Raw genomic sequence first — 18,525 nt, 5'->3', positions numbered from 1 at the left:
GATCTTTCCCTAAAAACAAGCTCTAGTATTTGTTTTCCAGTGCGCCATTTCATAGATAATACATTGCTTTATAAAGATATTTTTATATTAAATTATAACTTCGAATACTGTAAAACTACCTCATCATAAATCTTCCTTCTTGTCTATCTAAAAGCAAGATAAGTGTGTGGCTAGAAACTTCGAGAAAAGAGTAATTAAAATGCTGTCCAATGGCCTTTATACGCTTCATAAAAACTCTGATCATGTATCATACACTTATATTATACCACAAGCCCATCACGAAATAGATGCGTAGTGTTAAGGTATCACTCTTTAAAATCAAAGTCATAACTGTGCAACAATAAGTATATTTGTTCTGTTTGTCATGTCCCCCCTTTTAGAGAGAGAACAAGACACTCTTTCCGGTTTTAAATGTAGTGTTTTTGAAACTATAAATTTGAATTAAAATATCGACAAAGAAAGAATTTTTCTTCAGATCCTTGACTTTATCAATCAGGCTATGTTCCCGTTTTATAAATCAATAAAAAATAATAACACTTCCTCTAATTTAGTATACAAAATTGGAACTTCATATAAAACTCTTCATCATTTCAATATTTATCTCAAATATCAGTGGCATTAAATCTGTATGTTGATTCATTAGCTATAGAATAAGCAAAAGCATTATTGAGAGTGACAATGTCGTAAAGCAATTAATAGATTAGCTATAAGATTTAAGAGATATTTCGAACTTTTATCAATCTCTTTGTAAAACAATAAACATAACACACCTCGCTGTAACCTCACTTATTCTTGTAGACGTTCACATAAATTCCTTGCGTTATATTGATAAAGCTCCAATTAAGGGTGAGGTATGGATAATTCTTCAGCTCGAGAATAACAACACACCCCATATTATAAAAATTCTTTTATGAAACCGCACCAATTAACTCTCAATAGAGCATTCAAAACCTAGGTGTATCGTTTTGCCATAAAAATATGGACTCCGTCTTCCAAAATGATAAAAAAACATGTAAAAGGTTTTTTAATAGTCAGGCAAAGAATGTAAAGACTTTGCCTCAAATGAAATTTCATTAAACGAAAAGAAGAAAATTTATGCAATTGCGTAACATTGCCATCATTGCCCACGTTGACCATGGGAAAACAACGCTTGTAGATGGACTTCTCAAGCAATCAGGAAACTTCCGTGATAATCAGCGTACAAGCGAACGCATGATGGATTCAAACGATATTGAAAAAGAACGTGGAATTACAATTCTAGCGAAAGTAACCTCTGTTGTTTGGAAAGATACCCGAATTAATATTGTCGATACACCAGGACATGCTGACTTTGGTGGAGAAGTTGAACGTATTTTAAACATGGTTGATGGTGCCATCGTACTTGTTGATGCTGCTGAAGGACCAATGCCACAAACAAAATTTGTCGTTGGCAAAGCATTGAAAGTAGGATTGCGTCCTATTGTTGCTATTAATAAAATTGATCGACCCGATGCACGCGTTGATGAAGTCATTAATGAGGTTTTTGACCTTTTTGCCGCTCTTGATGCAACCGATGAACAGCTTGATTTTCCTATTCTTTATGGGTCTGGGCGCGATGGATGGATGGCTGAGGCCCCTGAGGGACCAAAAGATCAAGGATTGGGGCCTTTATTTGATCTTGTAACAAGACATGTTCCTTCTCCTTGTGTCGCAGAAGGACCCTTTCGCATGATTGGAACTATTCTTGAAGCTGATCCATTTTTGGGACGAATTATTACAGGGCGTATTCATTCCGGCTCTCTAAAGCCTAATCAAAATGTCAAGGTTCTTGGACAAGATGGAAAGCTTTTAGAAACTGGGCGTATCTCAAAAATTTTAGCATTTCGTGGGTTAGAACGACAACCTATTGAAGAAGGAAATGCTGGTGATATTGTTGCAATTGCAGGTCTACAAAAAGGGACTGTTGCGGATACGTTCTGTGATCCTACTGTTAATGAACCCTTGACTGCTCAACCAATTGACCCCCCCACTGTTACGATGAGCTTTCTCGTTAACGATAGTCCCCTTGCCGGAACGGAAGGGGATAAAGTAACAAGCCGCGTTATCCGTGATCGTTTGTTAAAAGAAGCAGAAGGCAATGTTGCTCTTAAAATTGAAGAATCAGCCGATAAGGATTCTTTCTACGTTTCAGGACGAGGAGAATTACAACTTGCGGTTCTGATTGAAAATATGCGCCGTGAAGGGTTTGAGCTTAGTGTTTCACGTCCACGTGTTGTGATGCAAAAAGATGGAAATGGGACCACTTTTGAACCAATCGAAGAAGTCGTTATCGATGTTGATGAAGAATATTCTGGCACTGTTGTACAAAAAATGTCTGAACGTAAAGCCGAAATGGTGGAATTACGTCCTTCTGGAGGGAATCGTGTCCGCCTTGTTTTTTACGCACCAACGAGAGGACTCATTGGTTATCAATCTGAACTTTTAACCGATACCCGTGGTACAGCCATTATGAATCGCCTTTTCCATGGTTATGAGCCTTACAAAGGAGATATTGCCGGTCGTGTTAATGGTGTTATGATTTCAAATGACAACGGTGAATCTGTCGCTTATGCTCTCTTTAATCTTGAAGATCGTGGACCTATGATCATTGATGCCGGTGTAAAAGTCTATCAAGGTATGATTATTGGCATCCACTCGCGGGATAACGACTTAGAAGTCAATGTTTTAAAAGGAAAAAAGCTCACTAATATGCGCGCTTCTGGAAAAGATGAAGCCGTAAAGTTAACGCCTCCCATTAAAATGACATTAGAACGTGCCTTATCATGGATACAAGATGATGAACTTGTGGAGGTAACCCCTAAAAATATTCGTCTTCGTAAGCTTTATCTTGATCCCAATGAACGTAAACGTTTTGAAAAAACACGGTCATCAATTTAAAGCTAATTTCAGAAATCTCTTTGATAAAACATTTGGCTGTACTAAGACTCGCTCTATCTTAAGAAAGGATGTCTCTATGAATATTAAGGAAATACCCGTGGGCAACAATCCACCAGAAGATATTAATGTTATTGTGGAAGTCTCTGTTGGGGGAGAACCCATAAAATATGAAATGGATAAAAAGTCAGGTGCGTTATTTGTTGACCGTTTTCTTCATACCTCAATGGTTTATCCTGGAAATTACGGTTTTGTTCCTCATACGCTTTCAGAGGATGGTGACCCTATTGACGTCCTTATCTGCAATACCCGCCCTCTCCTTCCTGGTTGTGTGATCAATGTTCACCCCATCGGTGCGCTGATTATGGAAGATGATGGTGGTAAAGATGAAAAAATTATTGCCATCCCCACACCAAAATTAACAAAGCGCTATCTCAATATTCATGACTACACAGACCTTCCCGAAATTACACTCAAGCAAATTGAACATTTCTTCAAACATTACAAAGATTTGGAACCTGGAAAATGGGCTAAAATTGAAGGATGGCGTGATAAAAGCTTTGCTCATGAATTGATCAAACAAGCTGTTGAGCGCAATAAAGAAATATAATAATTTTTATAAAATAAAGCCTATTAAAAAATAGGCTTTATTATTTGTTTTTCCTACGAGATACCATCTTTAAAGAATTGCCATATCTGCTTTAGCTCTTCTAAATGTGTTGAAAAGTAAAGTTGTTTGTAGCGAGATGTTGCACCACTTTTCAGAGAAATAGAAGAAGATGGAACTTTCCATTGCTTCGCAAGAAATTTAATGAGAGCTTTATTTGCCTTTCCATCTTCAGGAACGGCACGAAGACGTATAACCAGATATTGTTTCTCACCATCTTTGCATTCAACTCCTATTATTTTATCAACTGATGACTTGGGAATGAGGTATACAAACAAAACAAAGCTATTTTTATCAACTTGATAAAACATGTATCCGTCCCAAATAATGCTTCTATAGATACGCGTTTGCGTAAGCATGCCACATGAAAGTACGAATAAAATAAATAAGGATAAATACCACAATAGGTGAAATATCAATCGTTCCAAGGTTTGGTAAAATCCGCCGAATGCGGCTTAGAACTGGATCTGTAAGGCGATATAGAAAATTTCCTATCAAAACAACAAAGCGATGACGCGAATTTATGATATTAAAGACATAAAGCCAAGAAAAAATAACACTGGCGATTAAAATATCAATATAAATATCAAACATCAAATCAATCGTTTGAAGCAATGCATAAACCATGCGTTATCCCTTTCAATCAAGGAAATAAAAAAGTGGACAGAAAGCCTTCATTAAAATGAGTCTATATATTGAATAAATAGTTTTATATCCCAACATCCCATGAATAAAAAACTAAACAGCCAAAATTCTTCGTCTTTCTATTTAATGACGATGACCCCAAAATACAAATATCAAAATTAAAAATAGTGTGTAAAAATAGAAAAAACAGCAAATAATCTGAGAATTTTAAAAGCGCTGAATATTCCTTATAGAATTAATCTTAAATCTCATCTTTTTAATCAATAATCTATATGCTCAAACTAAAGGCGGCCTTAAAAGGCCGCTTTTATTTTTTAATTACTTCTGCAGAGCAGTCAAACGGTTAAGAGCATTACTAAAACCATCGAGTTGAACAAATAAATCATTTAAAGCTGGTTCTCCTGCGGCAGCGATTGTCATTGCCAACTTTAACTTTTTGCCAGAACGTAAAGCTGCTACATGACTTTTGTCAAAAACAACTGGAACCATGCAACCTGCCGGTACACAAGTCCGTATACCGGTTTCAATAACAGTTTTTCCCTCATCAACTTGTAAACGAACAGGCTTCGAAACCAAAATGCCAAAAGGAACAGTTAAATTACCAGAGACAACACCCTCAGAATTGAGAAGAAGGCTTATAGCCACAACAACACGCCCCTGCTCATTGACTTCTTGACGGTGCATAAAACAAATTTTCTTTCCTTCTTGTAATCCACAGTTAATGGTCCATAACCCGTAGGTTTCAGTTAAAGAAGAAGCGCCATTTGGCAATGTTTCCGCTGCATCTTTGGATGTAGAAGGCTTTGAATTTGTTGCAAACGCAACAGATGAAATACTCAAAAGAGTAAAAACTATAAGTAAATTAAATAACTTTTTCATTTTATATTCCTGTTCTTTACATAAAAGAGAAACATGCTTATTATTTATAAATATTATAAAGCACCTTAATAAAATAGCTTTCTCATAATCTATAGCTTTTATAATAGTCTAAAGCTACCTCGAAATTCGCTAACTACTTTCATATAAACATGCTTTTTAAAAGAAACAACAATTAAAGGAAGCATTTCTAGATCCATCCACTTCCATTGATCAAATTCTGCTTTATTACCATCTGGCGGTGGATTAATTGCAATTTCAGAAAGCTCTCCCATAAACTGAAAAGCAAACCATTTTTGCATTTGCCCACGATATTTGTTGCTTAATGTGCTTCCAACAAGTTCTTGTGGAAAATCATAGTGGAGCCAATTTTGTGCTTCTTTGATCAACTTTACAGATCGAATACCCGTTTCTTCATAGAGTTCTCGATAGGCTGCATCTAATGGCTGTTCACCTCCATCAATTCCTCCTTGAGGAAGCTGCCAACGATGAGATATGTCAATATCTGCATGCGCAGGCGTCATTAAACGACGCCCAACCCAAACTTTACCCTCACGATTAAAGACAACAATTCCAACACATTTGCGATAAGGAAGAGTCTTCAAATTAATACCTGCATCCATTTAATATCCCTCAAAAATGCAAGCTATCAATATCGTTTCTCATTTTAATATATCCTTATTGGGGTCTGGTGGAAAGGCAGCATTGACCAGTTCACCCCGTAACAGTTTATAAGCCTCATTCAATTGAATGTCATCTTTAGGGTCTTTGGGAACAAAAGCAGCTGAACCAGATCCTTTCTTGTTTTCTCGTTTCCCTTTGATATGCCCTTTTAATGCAGATTCACCAATTTTTACATCATAACCCTTATATTTTTCAGGAAGTGGTTGCTCTACAATAATATCAGGTGTGATCCCTGTTCCTTGAATAGAGGCGCCTGACGGCGTATAATAAAGTGCTGTTGTTAAGCGTAAAGCTCCGTTTTCACCCAAAGGAATAATCGTTTGAACAGACCCTTTACCAAAAGACTGCGTTCCTAAAATTGTTGCACGACGATGATCTTGTAGTGCCCCTGCAACAATTTCGGAAGCACTTGCCGAACCTCCATTAATAAGAACAATGAGTGGTTTTCCATTTGTAACATCACCCGGCTTAGCATCAAATCGCGTCACATCACTCTTTTTGCGTCCACGAGTTGACACAACCTCACCTTTATTGAGAAAAGCACTCGACACATTAACAGCTTGATCTAAAAGACCTCCCGGATTAAGCCGCAAATCAAGGACATAACCTTTTAGCTTATCTTCAGGAATTTTAGATTGGATATCTTTAATTGCCGCCAGAAGATTACTCAAGGTCTGCTCAGAAAACTGGATAACTCTTAAATATCCAATATCCCCCTCAACGCGATATTTTACCGCTTTTACCTTGATAATATCACGAACAATCTTGACTTCAAATGGCTTATCAACGCCAGAACGAATAATTGTCAAGGTAATTGGTGTTCCAGGAGCCCCTCGCATCTTATTAACAACTTCATTCAATGTTTGACCATTCGTTTGTACATCATCAATTTTTGAAATAAGATCTCCTGCTAGAATACCTGCCTTCGAAGCAGGAGTGTCATCCATTGGTGAAACAACTTTAATTAAGTTTTTTTCCATAGTGACCTCAATACCAAGACCTCCGAATTCTCCTTTCGTAATATCCCGCATATCTTTAGCTTCTTCAGCATTCAAATAAGATGAGTGGGGGTCCAGTGATGACAGCATACCATTGATAGCATTTTCAATGAGCTTTTTATCATCTGGCACTGTGACGTATTGCTTACGCACACGCTCAAAAACATCGCCAAATATGGATAGTTTTTTATAGGCATTATCTTCATTATCCGCAGCAACAGACTGCACCATAATCATTGAACAGGCGCCGAGCAATACCCCAGCGACCAAAAGAATAACTTTACGAATCATTTTGGCTCCTTCTTATCTTTTCAGTCTGCCACCAAGGAGTTGGATTTACAGGCTTTCCCTGCTTTCTAAACTCAATGTAAAGCATTGGAGAATTTTTTCCTATATCCAATGCAACACTATTTGCAATAAATTGCATTTCCATCATACCCAGAGGCTCACCTGAAAGAACAAACTGCCCCTGTTTTACATTAATTCTCGACATTCCCGTAAGAATGATATGATAACCATTTCCAACACTGAGAATGATCAATTGTCCATAAGAACGAAATGGCCCAGCAAAAGCAACAAAAGCATCCGTAGGCGATATAACAACAGCTCCTGACTCTGTTTCTATCATTTCACCAAAGCGCGTAATTTGCGAATTTTTGTTAGAGTGCTTTATTCTTTTTCCTGAAACAGGAAAAAGTAAAGAACCTTTTCGGCTTTCAAAATTAGACTGCTCTAACAATTGTAAACTTTTCCGGACTTGTAGCGATGCATCAGAGTTCAATTTTGACTGACGATCAAGCTCTAAAATCAATTCTTCTAAAGACTGCGCTTTTCTAGCAAGAGCCATATTCTTTTGTTGCTGTTCTGTAAGTTCTTTTTCTGATTTTTTTTGTAGTTTATTTTTTTGGTCTAATAAAAGCTCTAGACGTTTTCGCTGCTCTGCTTGACTTTGCAGTTTTATTTTTAACGCTGTATATTCCGTAGTAATGGAATTACTTAAATTGGTCAACTCCTTGAGTTTTTCTGTTAAATCTCGTGTTTTCTCCTGCATCTGAGGAATGACAGCCCCTAATAAAACAGAACTGCGCATAGAAGCCAACACATCCTCTGGCTGTATCATAAGAGCTGGAGGGGGATTTAATCCCATACGCTCTAAAATTGCAAGAACTTCTGCAAATTCAGTGCGACGACTTTTTAAACTTTGATAGACTTGTACCCGCGTTTCTATCATTTTTTTAAGCTTTTCTTCCCTTTCAGCAATATCATCTGTAACTTTCCGCTCTTCTTGTGCAGCTTTTATGAGTGCATCACTCAAAACACGTTGATCTTTTTTTAAATTCTCAACTTGACGCGTAAGAAAAATAACACGCTCACGCGAAAGTGAAATATTTTGACGAATTTCTCCCAAAGCCTTATGTGCCGCCGTACTACTCATTGTATCTTCCGCATGCGATACAGAAAAGCAAAAAAATATACTCAAAAGCAAAATGACAAATATCACGTATTCCCCATATAAATAGAGCATCTTTCTATGAAGAAGTTTTTTCATTTTGCCAACCATCACACCTCATCGTATACACGAGAAATGCTTTAAATGGTGTCGGCTAAAACTATATTAATAAATATATAAATAAGTGCTAAAAATTGAAAAAAATATTTAAAAACGATGATATGGATGATGATTTGCAATTGTTACGGCACGGTAAAGCTGTTCTGTAAGAAGAATACGTGCAATTTGATGTGGCCACGTCATAAAACCAAAAGATAACAGAAAATCAGCACGATTTCTTATTTGTTCATTATGCCCATCAGGCCCCCCTAAAGCAATGACGACATCTCGAACACCTTCATCACGATAACACCCCAATTTTTCAGCAAAAGCAACTGAAGAAATCAACTCTCCTCGCTCATCCAACACAATTAATCGACATTTTTCAGGTAAAAATTCAATAAGTCTCCTGCCCTCTTCCTCCATACGTTGACACGCTGTTTGAGCACGGCTTTCTGGTATTTCCTGTAACTTTTTTAAATGAAATCCTATAGCTCCAGAACTTTTAGAAAAACGACCCAAATAATGTTGAACCAATTTTTGCTCCGCTCCGCTTTTCATACGACCAACAGCAAAAATAGAAATTTGCATTTTAATGATCTCCGAAGAGAATCGATGGTGTATTATTTAAATCTGGAGCCATCCATATTTTTTCTAAATTATAAAAAAGACGAATTTCCGGACGAAAAAGGTGGATGATAATATCACCCGTATCAATCAATACCCAATCACCTCCAGAAAGCCCTTCTACATACGCAAGTCCCTGCCCACTATCTTTCCAAGTGCGTAACAAATGATCAGCAACAGAAGATACATGACGCTGCGAATTTGCTGAAGCTATGATCATATAATCAGCTAAAGATGACTTTTCCTGAATATTAATAGCAACAATATCTTCTGCTTTTGTATCTTCTAAACTTTTGAGAATAATTTCAAGACTCTCACCCACAGAAAAAACTTTTTTTTCTGTTAAAGGTTTCATACTATAAGAGCGATTTTGTGCAATGTTTTTCAGATCAATATTCCTTTCTTATTGTTATAAAATATAAAAAGAGAGATTTTTCCAAAGAAAAGCAGAAACTTATAAATTGTTCAAGAAAAATCATTCTTTTTCAAACGAAGGTTGGTTGAAGATTGAAAAGATAAAGGTCCATGCAAATAAGTCCAAACTGGTGGTTTGATAAAAGGTAGTTGCCCACTTTTTCTCTCATCCAAACGAAACTGATGATAAATGTGTGCCATAGGAGACGAGAGAGCTGACCTATTGTTTAAAGGACGATCAATAATTGCAATGGGCAGCATAGAGATGATATCACGCCATCGATACCAATGATGAATCGTTGTAAAACTATCGGCTCCCATAATCCATACAAAATTTACACCAGTGTAATGGGTAAGAATATGAAAAATTGTATCGACTGATACTTTGCTTCCTATAGCTTGTTCAAAAGCTGTTAAGCGAATCTTCGGATGGTCAATAAGTTTAAAACTTAATCGCATTCTCTCTTCTAAAGGGAGTAACTGTGTACAGTCCTTTAAAGGATTTCCTGGAGTGACCATCCACCATAATTGATCCAGATGCAAACGACGAATAGCAATTTTGGCAACAAGAAGATGCCCCGCATGCGGCGGATTAAAGGAACCACCAAAAAGACCCACAACATTGGATCTTTCAACATGTGGCATACGATCTTTCCATGGAAAAAATGGATTTTTCAAGCTCTAACCTGACCATTTCCTTTAACATGATATTGAAATGATGTTAGTTGTTCAACACCAATAGGGCCACGTGCATGCATTTTTCCTGTTGCGATACCAATTTCCATTCCAAAACCAAATTCACCTCCATCAGCAAATTGTGTGGACGCATTGTGCAATAAAATAGCTGAATCCAAATGATTAAAAAATTTCTTCACCACTTCCGTATCCTCAGCAATAATCGATTCCGTATGTCCTGATGAATAACGCTTAATATGAGCAATGGCTCCCTCAATCCCCTCAACTGTTTTAACAGAAAGAATAGCATCAAGATATTCATGTGACCAGTCTTCTTCAGAAGCTAATTTTACATCTGGCATAAGAAATGCAATATCTTTCGTAGCACGGATTTCACACCCTTTCTCCTGTAAAGCCATCAAAACAGGAAGAAACTTTTTTAATGCCTGTCTGTCAATGAGAACCGTTTCAACAGCACCGCATACCCCTGTCCGCCGTAACTTCGCATTTAAAACAATATTGCGCGCCATATCCACATCTGCCGATTTATCAATATAAATATGACAAAGTCCCTCTAAATGAGAAAAAACTGGAACACGTGCATCAGATTGAACCCGCGCAACAAGACTCTTCCCACCACGTGGAACGATCACATCAATCGCTCCATCCAATCCTTTGAGCATCTCCCCAACGGCAGCACGATCTGTTGTTTTAACCATTTGAATTGCATCTTTTGGTAAACCAGAACGTTCTAAACCTTTTACCAACGCACAATGAAGAGCATGTGAAGAATGAAAACTATCTGAACCACCACGCAAAATCGCAGCATTACCCGCTTTTAAGCATAAAGCACTCGCATCAACAGTAACATTTGGACGACTTTCATAAATAATGCCAATAACACCAAGAGGTGTCCGTACACGACTAATATGAAGCCCATTAGGGCGTGTCCACGCACTCATGACCTGCCCAATAGGATCAGACAAACGCGCAACTTGGCGAACACTATCTATTATTGCACTCAAACGCAATTCATCTAATTTGAGCCGATCCACCATTGCGGCTTTCAAATGATTCTGAGAAGCCTTCTCTAAATCTAGACAATTCGCCCGTAAAATTTCATCTGAGTAAGACTCTAAGCTTAAAGCGATCATTTCTAATGCATTGTTCTTTTGCTCAGAAGAAGCAACGGCTAACACTGCCGCAGCAGTGCGTGCTTTTTGCCCCATATCTTTCATTTGTTCTTCTAAAGTCATTGTACCATCCACTTTGCCAAAACAATCAAAATAAAAACAACTTTTTTAAACAAAACTCGTTACGCGGCGTAAAATCATATCATTACGATGCACCATCGCAGAGCGCGCTTCATACCCAAGAATCGATTCAATTGCTTCGCTTTTATGTCCTATAATACGTACAGCTTCATCTTTGTCATAGTTTACAAGTCCACGCGCAATCTCAACTCCATTTGTATCAACAATAGCAACCGTATCCCCACGCTGAAAATTTCCCTTAACAGCAATAACCCCTGCTGCTAATAATGATTTCCCTGTTTCAAGAGCCCTAATGGCTCCTTGATCAATCGTCAAAATACCAGACGGATCTAAATGACCAGAAATCCATGTTTTCCAAGCATTGACAGACTTCTTACTTGCCGCAAAAAAAGTCTTGCGTTCACCTTTATCAATCGCCGCAAGAGGATTCATGCGTTTGCCTGACGTGATAATCATTGCTGTTCCAGCAGCATTCGCTATCTTTCCAGCATCAAGCTTGGTCTTCATTCCGCCTCGTGAAAACTCTGAAGCAGCACCATCTGCCATTTTTTCGATCTCATGCGTAATGGACGCCACAAAAGGAATAAATTCAGCCGTCGGATCACAATGAGGAGACTTTGTATAAAGACCATCAATATCAGATAAAAGTATTAAAAGATCCGCCCCCATCATTGTTGCCACACGTGCAGCTAAACGATCATTATCACCATAACGAATTTCATTTGTCGCAACAGTATCATTCTCATTAATAACAGGTACTGCTCCAAAACGTAAAAGCACATTAATCGTCGCACGTGCATTAAGATAACGCCTTCGCTCTTCCGTATCAAATAAAGTGAGCAAAATTTGCCCTGTTTTGAGTCCATGTTGTGCAAGCGCATCACCGTAGGTTTTTGCTAATTCAATTTGCCCCAAAGCTGCACATGCCTGACTTTCTTCCAGTTTCAAAGCTCCTTTAGGAAGCTGTAGCAAGGTCCTTCCTAAAGCAATGGCGCCGGAAGACACCAACAATATCTCTGCGCCTCCTTTGTGCAATTCAACAACATCATGGATCAAGCTTTTAAGCCATTCAACGCGTAAACCTGTCTGAGGATCAACCAAAAGTGCAGATCCAATCTTGACCACGATACGTTTATAGTGTGTGAGTTTTTGCAATTCAACAGTCATCTCAATCAATCCTGCTATCCCCACCAATCTCCTCTTTACGTGACATTTCAATAATATGTGCACCAGCCCGCAGCACATTTTCTAAACCTTCGCGGCTAACCGCAGAAAACATTATAACAGGTTGACCCGCTACTCTTTGCAAAGCTTCCTGTTTAGCTTTACGCTCTTCAACGGTGAGGGTATCTATCTGGCTTAAAGCAACAATTTCAATCTTATCACTGAGACTATGTCCATATGCTTCGAGTTCATGACGCACAATTTGATAGGCTTTTGCTACATCTTCCTCTTGAGCAGAAATCAAATGAAGGAGTACGCGACAACGTTCCACGTGTCCTAAAAAACGGTCTCCAATTCCAATCCCTTCATGGGCTCCTTCAATTAACCCTGGAATATCAGCCAAAACAAATTCACGACCATCAATCCGTACAACACCAAGATGAGGATGGAGAGTGGTAAAAGGATAATCTGCAATTTTTGGCTTTGCTGCCGTTACAGAAGCTAAAAAAGTTGATTTTCCAGCATTGGGTAAACCAACAAGTCCCGCATCAGCAATTAACTTCAAACGAAGCCATATTGCACGTTCTTCTCCAGCCAAACCTGGATTTGCACGACGTGGAGCCCGATTTGTCGATGTTGTAAAATGAAGATTGCCAAAACCGCCATTCCCTCCTTTTGCAAGGCGATAGCGCTGTCCAACTTGTGTTAAATCACAGATTAATGTTGTATTATCTTCTTCAAAAATTTGTGTCCCAACTGGCACTTTAAGGATGATATCATCACCCTTTTCACCCGTCATATTACGCCCCTTGCCATGCCCCCCTGTTTTTGCTTTAAAATGCTGTTGGTAGCGATAATCAATCAGCGTATTAAGTCCATCAACAACAAGAGCCCAGACATCACCACCCCGCCCCCCATTCCCTCCATCAGGTCCTCCAAACTCTATGAATTTTTCACGACGAAATGATACAGCTCCAGAACCTCCATTCCCAGAACGAATATAAACTTTAGCTTGATCAAGAAATTTCATTGGAAGCACTCACTGAGGAATTAGTTTCTCTACCTCTATAGGCAATACATTAATTTTACCAGTTTTTCATCATTGATAACAGAAAAACTATCCCTATTGCTGATAACTCTTTGAGAAAAAATCACAATTTAAATAAGTTAAATAAAGTTTAAGTCTTCTTAAAAGAAGACGCTATTCTTGTATGTTTGTTTTTCCCTTAAACTCAAGTGCGAGAAGATAAAGCTCCACTGATTCTGATCGGCTTGCAGGTGGTTTAACATGATAAACTTTTTGAAAATTTTGTTTTAATACTGCGAGAAGCGTATTTTCTGCTCCTCCTTGAAACGCCTTTGCTAAAAAATGCCCCCCAGGCTTAAGAACCGAAAGAGCAAAATCAGCCGCAACTTCACATAAATAAATCGTTCTTAAATGATCCGTCTGACGATGACCTGTTGTTGGTGCAGCCATATCAGAAAGAACCACATCCGGATTTGTCCCTAAAGTTTCAATTAATTTCTGCGGTGCATCTGTATGCAAAAAATCCATTTCCAACATCGCAACTCTAGGCAATGGATCGACATGCAAATAGTCAATGCCAACGACACTAGGCTTTTCATTACTTGACCCTACGATACGCTCAGCCACCTGACACCACCCTCCTGGTGCTGCTCCTAGATCAATAACCTTTTGACCTTTTTTCAAAAACTTATAACGCTCATTAATTTCAATGAGTTTATAAGCCGCGCGCGAACGATAACCATCTACTTTCGATTGATGAACATAAGGATCATTCAAATGCCTTTCTAACCATCGCCGTGACGAAGCCTTAATGGTCCCAGCTTTCTTTTTGACACGCTGATATAATTCATGGGATCCTGAACCTCCATAGCCACCCCTTGGAGTTTTTGTTATTTTTTTCATCGTTATTCATTATCTCCACATTGAACTCTCTAATACTTGAAATCTTTGCTCTTTCTACGACGACACCACACACCATCACGTAACATCAACTCTATCAAAATTCCTTCCCTTACCCCACGATCAGCAACTCTTAAACGCTGACTTGGCCAAACCTCTCGAATAACATCTAAAATTGCACAACCAGCTAAAACTAAATCTGCTCTCTCTCGTCCAATAAAAGGAGTTGTGATACGTTTTTCTATATCCCATGACAATAAGCGTTTTATCATAAGTGTAATGTCTGCATCAGTCATCCAAATGCCATCCACTTTTCTTCTATCATAACGCTCTAAATTAAGATATATCCCCGCTAACGTCGTAACTGTACCAGAGGTTCCCAAAAGATGAAACTTCGATCCTTGCGCTAACTTTCCTAATTTATGACGATCTGAAAAATTATTTAGCAACTCTCGCACATAATTTTTCATTTTTTCAAAATCGTCTAAACTAACATTATGCCCTCCAAAACGCTCAGCAAGCGTAACAACACCAACCGGAAGAGAAGTCCAAGCAGTAATTTGTCTCGTTAAACGAAAAGAACGTTTTTGAGAAACATCAAGGAGCACAATTTCTGATGATCCTCCTCCAATATCAAAAAGCACAATTGCCTCAGTATTTGGTTCAATAAGTGTACTACATCCTGTAACAGCAAAACGTGCTTCGGTTTGCCGATCAACAATTTCTAATTCAAGACCTGTCTCATCCAAAACACGCTGAATAAAATGTCTACCATTTTCTGCTGAACGACAAGCTTCCGTTGCAACCAAGCGATAACGCTTAATATGCTTTTGTTTTAGCTTTAAATGACAAATCTTTAATGCTTCAATCGCACGATCTATAGCTTGTGTATTAAGAAAGCCATTACTTATCAAACCTTCTCCCAATCGTACAATACGAGAAAAAGCATCAACAACACGAAAATTTCCAGGTTCACTAGGAGATGCGATAAGAAGACGACAATTATTTGTTCCCAAATCAAGAGCCGCATAAAGAGGTGGAAATTTTACTTGAGAAAACCGTCGAAAAAAAGATGCTTGACGTTTTTTTGTTTTTTGAGAACCTATCATTGTCTGACGGTGAAACTCAAAAGCTGTCTTAGATTGAATTAAAAACTGTTTTTGTTTATAATTTTTTTTCTGTTGTTTCTTTATATCAACAAGGGCAGAGCATGGCTCTGTTCGTAACAATGCAGAATGATTACTTTTCTTATTCCCACACCGATCATACAACTGATTTTCTTCTGTATCATATGATTCTCCTTGCTTTGACTCTTTTGAAGCATAATTTAACAGGGTCATTTCTCTTATCCCTTGAGCGATTCCCCCAATAAATAAACGCAAAAAAATCTTTAGCTCATTCCTAAATAAAGCAACAATGTGGCATCAAATGATAAAATATAAGAAACTATTCCCCTTTTTCTCATCATCAAAATTTTCCATGCTCACATCATTCAGATTGTGTATAATGTTTTGGTTGTATTCATAAAGTAATGTTTTTCTTTATAAACTTAAAACTATAAATTAATCGTTTACGTTCACATAAATTTTGTACATTATACGCTCTTTTTATACCGTTTATACAAAGCATACTCTATGGTAAAACCAGCATTATCATACTCTTTACTAACGCCTGAGGTTGAAATAACCTGTATTTAAATAGGTTATAAGAAAAAATTTACTTTTTTCTTCAATAGTTTTATCCACACATGGAGCCTCGTTTGTTACATGAAACACAATGGTTTCGATTATACTGGAATAAAAATTCCAGGGTCCTACAAAATGAAATTCCAATAGCTGTTAGCGCATGAATAGAAAGAAAAACTATCGCTCAAAAGATTCTCTAGGCTTATAAATTTATCTATTATTATAAAACTTCAATTGAAAAATATTAGTGCTTAATCAAATCATTATAAAAATCCATATGAAGCTTAAAAAAGGACTTTGACTTCATCCCTATTGTGAGAATAGCCATATTTTATTTAAAATTGAGTATTTCTAATATTTTTTCTTCTAATAACAAACGTAATCATTTTCTATTACATATAAATAACTTATCGTGAATTTAACTTCTTAAAATGCTCACTCTTTCGAATAAATCACCTCTCAGTCATATCACACGAAACTTCTTACTTGTTTGACCTTATCATTGACATTAAAAAATATATAATGCAACGATTTATAACAAAATAACTCTTATTAATATATTCGATGGGTTTCTAACGGCGCAAAGAATTAAGTGCTGCGTTTAACCCTTTAAATGGTACAGTAAAAGAAAATACCTTTCCTTCTTTAATCTTATAGGAAATACGTACTTTATTATTCTGCTCTATTTGTTTAGTCAAAACTGGACCTATAGGTGATTGTGCTAAACAAACCGTTTCATTACATTGTGTATAACGAATAAGAATAGGTTTTTTAACACCTTTCACAAACATTTGAATTGGAACATTTATATCAGAATTTGGTAATGTTCGAAACAGCATTACTGCTTGACCATTTGTTGTAGAAACAAGAGACCAACTAAAAATAGTATTTCCCTCCTGATCATGAACAGTCTGCGTTACATTACATATACCTTGTTTAAGCTTTTGTTTTTCATCACAAATCAAAGTCCAGTCATAAAACTGCATAATAATTCGACGTGTTTCACCAGGTTCTCCCTTAGGTATCGATAAGTGTGGTGGATGAACTGTATAAACACTATTATTCTCGTTAGCAGAACCTTCGCCCTTGCCTATTAAGACAAGAGCGAACAGAATTTTCATGAACATACTTTTCTTTTTTATTATCATCTCAACCTCAGAGTAATCCCAGCACCAATACCCCAATGGCCTCCCGCACTTGTAACAGATACATTCGAGCGAATATTTCCATCTTCAGATGTATAACCAGCTCCAAAAGCAAATGCTGATTGGCTCCGCCATAAACCACTACCAAATGAGACACTTAAAGACCCTGGTATATCATAGTAACGTAAATTAGAAACTGCCAAACCAATAGCTGCCGCTTGTCTTGCCTCTTTGCGAACATCCTCAATCGCATAACTCAACGTATCAAACCTCATATCCGTATAAGATTTCGCCTCGTTAACGCCATTGTCGACAAGACTACTTACTTGTTCATCCGTATATTTCTTCGCATCATCAAGAACAATCTTCATCTGCTCTTCCGTATAATCATGCAACTGACCACCATTAATCGCTTCATGTGAGCCTTTCTCGATCTTACCATCACCCACATTGTCTATTAATACCGGAGCACTTTCATCACCGCCGACCAACGTGATGCTATTGCTCTTCTTACCATCCGCTCCTTTGTCATAGTTAACTGCGCCATCGGTCACGGCCGTTTCAATATCCTTTACATGTTGATCTATCGTATCTACACGGTCTTCAACCTTGCTAACCCTATTATTCGTATCCCAAAGCTGACCGCCATTTACAACATCTTTCGAGCCTTCTTCTACCGCACCATCGGAAACATTCGTTATCTTACTCGATTCTCCTTTATGACCAGCATCATACGAGCCCTTGTCTTCATTCCAATTCAAGCCATTCGTATCAAGATTGTTCGCAACCTCCGTAATACGATCGTTGATACTCGTCATACCTTCACTAACACCTTCAAAGGCACCAGCGACATCATTATAAACCTTCTTATCTGACGAACCACCATCGCTATTGAATTGTGCAACCTTGAATTCAGGCGCTTTCCAATGCCCTCCTTCATAGCTCGCTCCACCTCCTAAATACAGCGCTAACGTCTGATTTAAAGAATAAAGCTGATTTCCCGTGATCGCTTCACTAGAACCTTCTGAAATGTCACCATCTAAAAGTGACTTCAATTTGCTCTTACTTCTGTGCTCTCCTTTCCCATGAAGCGCTACAAAAGCTTGATCTTCATCACTCCACAACAACGCATTCTGCTCAATATTGTCGGAAATAGTATTATGAAGCTGCGTGAAGGAACTATTTATACCGGCAAAGGCTGCTGCAACATTATTATAGCTCTTCTCTTCTGAACTCCCATCAGAATTGAAGCTGGTTAATGTGAAAGTAGGTGCAGTCCATT

Annotated in this window: 17 protein-coding genes and 1 pseudogene; 2 read left to right on the top strand and 16 right to left on the bottom strand. The window is 37.8% G+C overall.

Annotated features, from left to right (window positions below):
* Positions 1-1,095: 1,095 nt before the first annotated feature.
* Together typA and ppa are read left to right on the top strand one after the other, a co-directional pair.
* A complete protein-coding gene (gene typA / locus AC6ER9_RS04875; RefSeq protein WP_497075238.1) occupies positions 1,096-2,916 on the top strand; it encodes a translational GTPase TypA in 1,821 nt (606 codons plus the stop codon).
* Positions 2,917-2,992: 76 nt separating this feature from the next.
* Positions 2,993-3,523, top strand: a complete 531-nt coding sequence (ppa, locus tag AC6ER9_RS04870) for an inorganic diphosphatase (RefSeq protein WP_497075237.1) — start codon at positions 2,993-2,995, stop codon at positions 3,521-3,523.
* Positions 3,524-3,576: 53 nt separating this feature from the next.
* Here the strand turns inward: ppa and AC6ER9_RS04865 are convergent, their stop codons facing one another.
* The 16 genes and pseudogenes from AC6ER9_RS04865 to AC6ER9_RS04790 form a co-directional block, all read right to left on the bottom strand.
* Positions 3,577-3,891 (bottom strand): DUF167 domain-containing protein, encoded by a 315-nt coding sequence (locus AC6ER9_RS04865; RefSeq protein WP_497075236.1) that lies wholly within the window; start codon positions 3,889-3,891, stop codon positions 3,577-3,579.
* Between the two features lie 22 nt (positions 3,892-3,913).
* Positions 3,914-4,207 carry a YggT family protein gene (locus tag AC6ER9_RS04860; protein WP_497075235.1) on the bottom strand — a complete coding sequence of 98 codons (294 nt, stop codon included), beginning with the start codon at positions 4,205-4,207 and terminating at the stop codon, positions 3,914-3,916.
* 336 nt (positions 4,208-4,543) lie between these two features.
* Positions 4,544-5,104: an invasion associated locus B family protein gene (locus AC6ER9_RS04855; RefSeq protein WP_497075234.1), complete on the bottom strand. Its 561-nt coding sequence runs from the start codon at positions 5,102-5,104 to the stop codon at positions 4,544-4,546.
* Positions 5,105-5,202: 98 nt separating this feature from the next.
* Complete coding sequence (locus tag AC6ER9_RS04850; protein ID WP_497075233.1) at positions 5,203-5,724, bottom strand: RNA pyrophosphohydrolase; 522 nt, start codon at positions 5,722-5,724, stop codon at positions 5,203-5,205.
* Positions 5,725-5,763: 39 nt separating this feature from the next.
* Positions 5,764-7,074 (bottom strand): S41 family peptidase, encoded by a 1,311-nt coding sequence (locus AC6ER9_RS04845; RefSeq protein WP_497075232.1) that lies wholly within the window; start codon positions 7,072-7,074, stop codon positions 5,764-5,766.
* The gene (locus tag AC6ER9_RS04840) at positions 7,064-8,344 is read right to left on the bottom strand and encodes a murein hydrolase activator EnvC family protein (RefSeq protein WP_497075231.1); all 1,281 of its coding nucleotides are present in this window, start codon (positions 8,342-8,344) and stop codon (positions 7,064-7,066) included. Before AC6ER9_RS04840 ends, AC6ER9_RS04845 begins: the two co-directional genes overlap by 11 nt.
* 96 nt (positions 8,345-8,440) lie before the next feature.
* On the bottom strand, positions 8,441-8,923 hold the full coding sequence (gene rlmH, locus AC6ER9_RS04835) for a 23S rRNA (pseudouridine(1915)-N(3))-methyltransferase RlmH (protein WP_497075230.1): 483 nt from the start codon (positions 8,921-8,923) through the stop codon (positions 8,441-8,443).
* A gap of 1 nt (position 8,924) precedes the next feature.
* A complete protein-coding gene (gene rsfS / locus AC6ER9_RS04830; protein ID WP_497075229.1) occupies positions 8,925-9,314 on the bottom strand; it encodes a ribosome silencing factor in 390 nt (129 codons plus the stop codon).
* A gap of 110 nt (positions 9,315-9,424) precedes the next feature.
* Positions 9,425-10,018 carry a nicotinate-nucleotide adenylyltransferase gene (locus tag AC6ER9_RS04825; protein ID WP_497075228.1) on the bottom strand — a complete coding sequence of 198 codons (594 nt, stop codon included), beginning with the start codon at positions 10,016-10,018 and terminating at the stop codon, positions 9,425-9,427.
* Between the two features lie 29 nt (positions 10,019-10,047).
* Complete coding sequence (locus AC6ER9_RS04820; protein WP_497075227.1) at positions 10,048-11,304, bottom strand: glutamate-5-semialdehyde dehydrogenase; 1,257 nt, start codon at positions 11,302-11,304, stop codon at positions 10,048-10,050.
* Between the two features lie 45 nt (positions 11,305-11,349).
* Positions 11,350-12,489, bottom strand: coding sequence for a glutamate 5-kinase (gene proB / locus AC6ER9_RS04815; RefSeq protein WP_497075281.1), 1,140 nt, complete (start codon positions 12,487-12,489; stop codon positions 11,350-11,352).
* A 1-nt stretch (position 12,490) separates the two neighbouring features.
* The gene (gene obgE / locus AC6ER9_RS04810) at positions 12,491-13,516 is read right to left on the bottom strand and encodes a GTPase ObgE (protein WP_497075226.1); all 1,026 of its coding nucleotides are present in this window, start codon (positions 13,514-13,516) and stop codon (positions 12,491-12,493) included.
* A 171-nt stretch (positions 13,517-13,687) separates the two neighbouring features.
* A complete protein-coding gene (locus AC6ER9_RS04805) occupies positions 13,688-14,416 on the bottom strand; it encodes an RlmE family RNA methyltransferase (RefSeq protein ID WP_497075225.1) in 729 nt (242 codons plus the stop codon).
* Positions 14,417-14,445: 29 nt separating this feature from the next.
* Positions 14,446-15,753, bottom strand: a complete 1,308-nt coding sequence (locus AC6ER9_RS04800) for a Ppx/GppA phosphatase family protein (protein ID WP_497075224.1) — start codon at positions 15,751-15,753, stop codon at positions 14,446-14,448.
* Positions 15,754-16,670: 917 nt separating this feature from the next.
* The gene (locus AC6ER9_RS04795; protein WP_497075280.1) at positions 16,671-17,225 is read right to left on the bottom strand and encodes an invasion associated locus B family protein; all 555 of its coding nucleotides are present in this window, start codon (positions 17,223-17,225) and stop codon (positions 16,671-16,673) included.
* Between the two features lie 17 nt (positions 17,226-17,242).
* Positions 17,243-18,412 (bottom strand): annotated as a pseudogene (locus AC6ER9_RS04790) (Vomp family autotransporter); the annotation flags it as partial.
* Positions 18,413-18,525 lie beyond the last annotated feature (113 nt).

Source organism: Bartonella sp. SL317, assembly GCF_059687655.1.
This window is presented reverse-complemented; position numbering and strand designations above follow the sequence as displayed.